This is a genomic window from Acidovorax sp. NPDC077693 (assembly GCF_044542805.1).
GTDB lineage: Bacteria > Pseudomonadota > Gammaproteobacteria > Burkholderiales > Burkholderiaceae_C > Acidovorax.
On record NZ_JBITVD010000033.1, the window covers coordinates 1 to 6,820 of the forward strand.

Below are 6,820 nucleotides of genomic sequence, written 5' to 3' on the forward strand. Positions count from 1 at the left end.
TCCGCGTCGCCGAGACAGCCCTCCCCCGCGACGCCCGCGCCTTCGGGCCGTTGGCGATCTCGGTCTGCATGTCGGCCAGCTTCTTCTGGATGAGCTGGTTCGCAGCCAGGGGGCGGCCAAACTGCTTGCGGTCCAGCGTGTACTGGCGGGCGGTGTGCCAGCAGAACTCGGCCGCACCCAGGGCGCCCCAGGCGATGCCGTAGCGCGCGCTGTTCAGGCAGGTGAAGGGGCCCTTCAGACCCTGCACTTCAGGAAACGCGTTTTCTTCAGGCACGAACACGTCGTCCATCACGATCTCCCCCGTGATCGATGCACGCAGGCCCACCTTGCCATGGATGGCAGGAGCCGTCAGCCCCTTCATGCCCTTGTCCAGCACAAAGCCGCGGATGGGGCCCACCGCGCCGCCTTCGGATACTTCCTTGGCCCAGACGACGAACACATCCGCCACGGGGCTGTTGGTGATCCACATCTTGCTGCCCTTGAGCTTGTAGCCGCCATCGACCTTGTAGGCGCGCGTGGCCATGCTGCCGGGGTCGGAGCCGTGGTCGGGCTCGGTCAGGCCGAAGCAGCCGATCCACTCGCCGGTGGCGAGCTTGGGCAGGTACTTCTGCTTTTGCGCTTCGGTGCCGAACTCATGGATGGGCACCATCACCAGCGACGACTGCACGCTGGCCATGGAGCGGTAGCCCGAATCCACACGCTCCACCTCGCGGGCAATCAGGCCGTAGGCCACGTACGACAGGCCGGGGCCGCCGTACTGTTCGGGGATCGTGGGGCCCAGGAGGCCCACTTCGCCCATCTCGCGAAAGATGCTCACGTCCATCTTCTCGTGGCGGAAGGCGTCCAGCACGCGGGGTGCCAGCTTGTCCTGGCAGTAGGCGGCAGCGGCGTCGCGGATGGCGCGCTCGTCGTCGGTCAACTGCTGGCTCAGGAGGAAAGGGTCATCCCATTGAAAAGAGGCGTGGGCCATGTGCGTGTCTCCAGGTGCAAAAAAAGGGTGGCAACAAAGGTGTTCTGGGGCGCATCGTAGGCCTCACCCCACCATCCCGCAAGCGAGTTCTTTTCATCCAGATATGCATGAATGGAATGTATGGAATACTTTGTGCCAGATACCGCCTGCCAAGTCGGCAGCGTACAAGTTCATCTTCATCATGCGCCGCAATATTCCATCGACCCAGGCCCTGGCCTGTTTTGAAGTCGCCGCCCGCCACGAGAGCTACACCCGCGCCGCGCAAGAGCTGGCGCTGACCCAAAGCGCCGTCTCGCGCCAGATCCAGGCACTGGAAGAATTTCTGGGCGTGCAGCTGTTTCGCCGCACCCGCCACGGCGTGGTGCTGACGCCCGCCGGCGCGCACTATGGCCGCCAGGTGGCGCGCTGGCTGCAGGGGCTGGAGCGCGACACGCTCGACGTGATGGCCCACCAGGGCGAGGGCGGCACGCTGTCGCTGGCGGCCGTGCCCACGTTCGCCACGCGCTGGCTCATACCGCGCCTGCCGCAGTTGGCGCAAGTGCACCCCGACATCGTGGTGCACATCGACACGCAGACGCGGCCATTTCTGTTTGCCGACACCACGTTCGATGCCGCGCTGTACGCCGGCACGCCGGAGCAGGTGGCCAACTGGCCCGGCGTGCAGGCCCAGTTGCTGATGCACGAAGACGTCGTGCCCGTGTGCAGCCCCCGCCTGCTCGAATCCGCCGCGCCACGTGGCCGGGGCCGCGCCCACCAGCCGGTGGCGGCCGAAGCGCTGGCCGAGTTGCCCCTGCTGCAGCAAAGCACGCGCCCGTATGGCTGGCGGCAGTGGTTCGATGCGATGGCGGTGGAGGCGCCGCACGCGCTCGACGGCCCGCGCTACGAGCTGTTCTCCATGCTGGCCGTGGCGGCCACGCACGGCATGGGCGTGGCGCTGATCCCGCCGCTGCTGATCGAGGCCGAACTGGCCAGCGGCGAACTGGTGGTGGCCTGCGCGCGGCCCCTGCGCGGCGAGCGCGGCTACTACCTCATCAGCCCCGCGCAGCCCGCGCAGTCCCCGGTGTTGACCGCGTTCTCATGCTGGTTGCAGGACATGGCCGCGTTGGGGGGCAGTCCAATGCCGGGACCCGGCTAATGCGCTTGCATGCGCCTTCTGGCTGAACTAATCTGGCGCTGCAAGGATCAGTCAACACATAAATCACAACCTGAAAGCGCCCTCCATGACGACCTACCATGCACCGCATTTCGATCCCACCGTCGACGAGATCGAAACCCTGAAGCAACTCGAAATGGGCCAGACCATCACCATGCCCCACGCGCTCAAGGACCACGTGTCCGCGCGCCTGCTGGAGTGGGGCTTCATCGCCAAGGGCACCTCCGGAGACCTGACCATCACCCCCAGCGGCCGCCAGCTCATACGCCGGCAAGACAACTGACCCGTGGCACACCACACCGCTGTTGCAGCGCCTCGTTTGAAGCGCACGCCCCTGTCGGGCAGGGCCCGCGCCCTGCGCGCGGTGGTGCTGGGCGCCGCCATGGCGCTGCTGCTCCAGGGCTGCAGCACCGTCAAGCTGGCCTACAACCAGGCGCCGCAGCTCATGGCGTGGCAGATCAACCGCTACCTGGGGCTGTCGGACGTGCAGAGCGAACGCGTGCGCGATGAGCTCGATGACCTGCACCAGTGGCACCGCGACACCATGCTGCCCCAGCATGCCCAGGTGCTGCAGAAGGTCCAGCGCCAGCTGGCGGACGACGTGACCGCGCAGCAGGCCTGCAGCACCTACGCCGATATCCGCACCCAGCTCGACCAGGTGGTCAGCCAGGCCGAGCCCAAGATGCTGTGGCTGGCATCGCAGCTGACGGACAGCCAGATCCGCCAGCTGGAGCGCAAGCAGGCCGACAGCAATGCCGACTGGCGCAAGGAATGGCTCGACCCCACGCCCGAGAAACTGCGTGAACACCGCTTCAAGGAACTGCTCTCGCGGGCCGAGGGCTTCTATGGCCGGCTGGACGAGCCGCAAAAGGCCGCGCTGCGCGCCTTCATCGCCCAGTCCTCCTTCGACCCCCAGCGCACCTACAACGAACGCCTGCGCCGCCAAAAGGACCTGGTGCAGGTGCTGCAGACCGTGGCCCGCGACCGGCAGAACACCGCCCAGACGAAAACTCTGGTGCGCGAGTACCTGGCCCGGTTCGACCAATCCCCCGACCCGGCCTACCGCAGCTACGCACAGATGCTGGTGACCGAAGGCTGCGCCGGCTTTGCACAGGTGCACAACGCCACCACGCCGGCCCAGCGCGTGAAGGCGGTGGCATCGGCCAAGTCGTACGAGCAGGATTTCATGACGCTGGCTGCGCAGTGACGGGGTAAAGCCGTGCAGGTCGTGGGGGCCGCGGTGGCGAACCAGCAGGCCTGACTGGATGCGGGGTGGTTGGCTACAGCTTGCGGCGACGAGGTTTGACCGGCAGGGGCTGGTAGGTACTGTGGCTGTTGAGCGCTGCTGCCCGCTGCTGTGCAGTCAAGCCGTAGCTACAGGCATTGACGCGCGAAGCCAGACCACATGCTGATCGGTGGCCCCACGGCGTATTGCGGCCTGCCACGGCGTGCAACTGCGTGCCGCTGGTCGCCTTGCATCCCGTGGCAATCCCCCATGGCGTCTTTTGCGCATTTGGGTAGATCATGGGGTCCTTGCTTGGCACTTGCAGGAGACCCCGATGGACAACGCTGTCTATGTAAAGCTCAAGGGCATCGTGATTCAGGACTTGCTGAAAGACCCGCACCGCGCCCAATTCCACGAGCGCGAACTCAAGACCGAGGATCTGACGCCGGAGTACCGGCGGGCGGTGGAGGAGGCGCTGGCCGAGCTTCGTGCGGCGCAGCGGTCACGCGGTGCTGCTGCCGCTGCGGCACAAACGCAGCGCAAGTGAGCAGGCCTTATCCCGGCATCTGCTTTTCAAAAACCAAAGTTCAGTCAGCGCGCGCCAGCCTCAGAGTTCGTGCTTGGCTTTGAGAAACAGTCGCCCGAGGAGCGAACCCACGACACCTGCCACCACTGCGGATAGGTAAATCTGCCGGTCCGAAAGCCAGTGCTCCGTGACGATAAATTTCAAAAAGCACGGCGGTCAGCGCAAAGCCGAAGAATGCGCCGATGCCCGAGTAGAGACGGCGCAGGTGAAGCACCACGGCCCCGTCTCGTTCGACGCGTTTGCGTGTACCCAAGTGACCGAGAACAGCGATGTTTCCCGTATCTGCTACGACAAGGCAGACGGGTACATGATCATCTGCTTAAAGAGCACCTACCACCACTATTTCAGCGCCGATGCAGGCACCGTGCAGGCGCTACAAAGCGACAGTTCTTCGAGTCGCGCATTAATGGCACGGGCAGCGACGGGCCCCTCAATTGCCGGACCCATCCCACCCCATCCCGAACAAGTACACGCGTTAGACGCTGAGCGTCTTTGCTAGTGCCCTGACCTACCAGCAGAGCAGCTCGGTCAAGCGCACATCGTCAAGGCGGATGAAGTGGTTAGCAAAACTGGCTCTTGATGGGGGTTTGGTGGTCTTCGCCTTTTTCGAGTGTGAAGAGGGCGGCGCTGAACTCGCTCACGTAGCGCAAAGGGTCGGCCGTATCCAGGTCGCCACCTCATGAGCCGGAGGCTGATACGCAGAGATGCGGTGCGCGAGTTGTGCCGGTGCGACCTTAAAAATTTGCTCTTCTGCTCCAAAATTGAGTTAACAGGCCAATGGGAATTGCTCCTACAGTGAGAGCAAATTTTTTATACTTTAATAGGCATTCTTGGGTGTTAATTCTGATGGCATCAAAGAAATTCAAGTCCGCCAATATATTCAAAGTAGAAATGAAAAAACCTTTATTTATCGGCATTGCTCTCGTCGCTATGAACCTTTCTGCTTCGGCGTGGGCTCAGACCGCAGGCCAATTCATGAATAATCCAGCGTTTACTGGGCAAAGGCCGGCGCAGTGCATCTCAACACTTGAAATGCAGCAATGCGCTGCACATGATTTGCGTGATGCAGATGCCGAGATGAGCAAGCGCTATGCTGAGCTGCGCGCTAGCCTGAATACGACTGCTCGAAAGACTCTTTTGACGGAGCAACGGGCATGGCTGAAATCGCGTGATCGAGACTGCGTCTCCAAAGGGCGCAATGGCGGCACGATGGCTTCTGTAGCCGTTGCAAGCTGCTGGGTGGAGGTCACTAAATCTCGTTCTTCATCGCTGGAGAAAGAACTCGGGTCGAAGGTGAATTCTGCTGCTCCTTTGCCAGCATCCGCGTTTCTCGGCCGCTGGCGCGGCGGTGAAGGCACTGTAATGAAAATTACGCGCGAAGGCGATCGCCTCTTGATTGACAATCAGTGGGGCTTGGACGTGGATATGCATGGCAAATTTGTTGGCACCATTACAGCGAATGGTCTTCGCTTCGAGCGTAATGGTGTGACCGAGACTGTGCGTCCTGGTATGGGAGATTCCGTAAATCGCAGTGCGTTGAGAGGAAAAAAGGACTGCCTTGTGGTTTCGCGCGATGAAGGCTATTGCCGATATTAATACGATATTTATTAGGAACAAAAACAATCTTTTGAAATTGGCGTTTCTTAGCATTGACTGCTTTTAACTGATTGCAGACCAGCGCAAAAATGCTCTAATATCACAGCCGGGGCCTTTGCATTCAGCGCCAAGCGTATGCCTGGTAGGAATCATCGCGACGCTCAGGCCGCCGCAGCATCTTTCGCTCGCTGTAACTGCAATGCCTGCACCGGCGTCAGGTACGCACGCCCAGCGCCTCCACTCGGGCTGCTCCAAAGCCTCCGGCCGCTCCAGCGCCACGGCCTGGAGGAGATCAGGGACGGACGGCCATGAACAAGCGACTCACGCATGTGTGCGAGCTGTACACATGCGGGAGTCGGTCGATTTGGATCAAGGGGCCAAAGAGAAGCCGAGTTCGGGCCATTGGCCAAGTCCGGGGGTGGACTGGTCTGGACGGGTACGGGCAGCCAAGCTGCTGATTCCACAGGACAAATAAAAAAGTCCAGAAGAGCATGGACTCTTCTGGACTCGTTCGTGGTGCCGGGGCCGGAATCGAAAACCGGCCCGCAGGCGGCATGAAATCTATGTTTTTGAAATTCCGTTTCAAAAAGTGCCGTCAAAAATACCAGCATTTTTCGACGCTTGCTGCTTGTGGTGCGAATCAAACGCTATGAGGCGTCTTGAGCCTTAGTGATTCTATCGGTGGTCGCGAACGGGGGCATAAGCTCACTCGCACCGGCCATTGCAGGCTGGCTGCATGGGTATAGAAGAGGCACTTCTGGTCACTCGTAAAAGAGATTCTCCGTAGAGGGGAGTGGGAGACGGGATAGCAGGCAAAACCGGCTCTAATGCGGCCCTCGCGCGGCCTCATGGGGTGAACCTGGGCCACTCTACGGAGAACTGCCGCAGGCTAGTGCAGCGTGTTCACTCATACCAATCGACACACCGCTAATCTCGGCCATTTGAAGGTGGTCGCGAACATGGCCCTCGGTTAGACTGAAGGCGATTTAAAACGACTTTGATGTCTCTGTGAGCGCCAATGCTATGAACGCCGAACCTTGGGTCACTGCCATCGATGTCGCTCGGCATCTGGGCGTGGTGAAGGACACTGTTTACCGCTGGCGCGAGCGCAAGGGTTTGCCCGCGCACAAGATCGGGCGGCTGTGGAAGTTCCAGCTCTCCGAGGTCGATGAATGGGTGCGCGCTGGCGGTGCCGATGAATCGCCCCGGCTTATCTAGACACTTTTGAGCCGTTGGGAATGTCGCTGTTCGAACTCTACAGGGGATAGTCCTGCCGCCGATGAATGACGG

Annotated in this window: 9 protein-coding genes; 8 read left to right on the forward strand and 1 reads right to left on the reverse strand. The window is 61.4% G+C overall.

The window, feature by feature from the left end; genetic code table 11:
* Window positions 1-970: acyl-CoA dehydrogenase family protein (locus ACIGHN_RS27845; RefSeq protein WP_396507556.1), on the reverse strand; the 970-nt coding region annotated here is incomplete at its 3' end.
* Between the two features lie 181 nt (window positions 971-1,151).
* Here ACIGHN_RS27845 and ACIGHN_RS27850 point away from each other — a divergent pair.
* From ACIGHN_RS27850 to ACIGHN_RS27885, 8 genes are all read left to right on the forward strand, one after another.
* Entirely contained in the window at window positions 1,152-2,105 is a 954-nt protein-coding gene (locus ACIGHN_RS27850) for a LysR family transcriptional regulator (RefSeq protein WP_396507558.1), read from the forward strand.
* Between the two features lie 85 nt (window positions 2,106-2,190).
* Entirely contained in the window at window positions 2,191-2,406 is a 216-nt protein-coding gene (locus ACIGHN_RS27855; RefSeq protein ID WP_056412877.1) for a hypothetical protein, read from the forward strand.
* 36 nt (window positions 2,407-2,442) lie between these two features.
* The gene (locus ACIGHN_RS27860; protein WP_396507560.1) at window positions 2,443-3,330 is read left to right on the forward strand and encodes a DUF6279 family lipoprotein; all 888 of its coding nucleotides are present in this window, start codon (window positions 2,443-2,445) and stop codon (window positions 3,328-3,330) included.
* Between the two features lie 352 nt (window positions 3,331-3,682).
* Complete coding sequence (locus tag ACIGHN_RS27865) at window positions 3,683-3,895, forward strand: hypothetical protein (RefSeq protein ID WP_056422285.1); 213 nt, start codon at window positions 3,683-3,685, stop codon at window positions 3,893-3,895.
* A gap of 166 nt (window positions 3,896-4,061) precedes the next feature.
* Window positions 4,062-4,433: a KTSC domain-containing protein gene (locus ACIGHN_RS27870; RefSeq protein WP_396507562.1), complete on the forward strand. Its 372-nt coding sequence runs from the start codon at window positions 4,062-4,064 to the stop codon at window positions 4,431-4,433.
* Window positions 4,434-4,780: 347 nt separating this feature from the next.
* A complete protein-coding gene (locus ACIGHN_RS27875; protein WP_396507564.1) occupies window positions 4,781-5,530 on the forward strand; it encodes a lysozyme inhibitor LprI family protein in 750 nt (249 codons plus the stop codon).
* Window positions 5,531-6,021: 491 nt separating this feature from the next.
* Complete coding sequence (locus ACIGHN_RS27880) at window positions 6,022-6,183, forward strand: hypothetical protein (RefSeq protein ID WP_396507566.1); 162 nt, start codon at window positions 6,022-6,024, stop codon at window positions 6,181-6,183.
* A gap of 370 nt (window positions 6,184-6,553) precedes the next feature.
* Window positions 6,554-6,748: a helix-turn-helix domain-containing protein gene (locus ACIGHN_RS27885; protein ID WP_396507568.1), complete on the forward strand. Its 195-nt coding sequence runs from the start codon at window positions 6,554-6,556 to the stop codon at window positions 6,746-6,748.
* Window positions 6,749-6,820 lie beyond the last annotated feature (72 nt).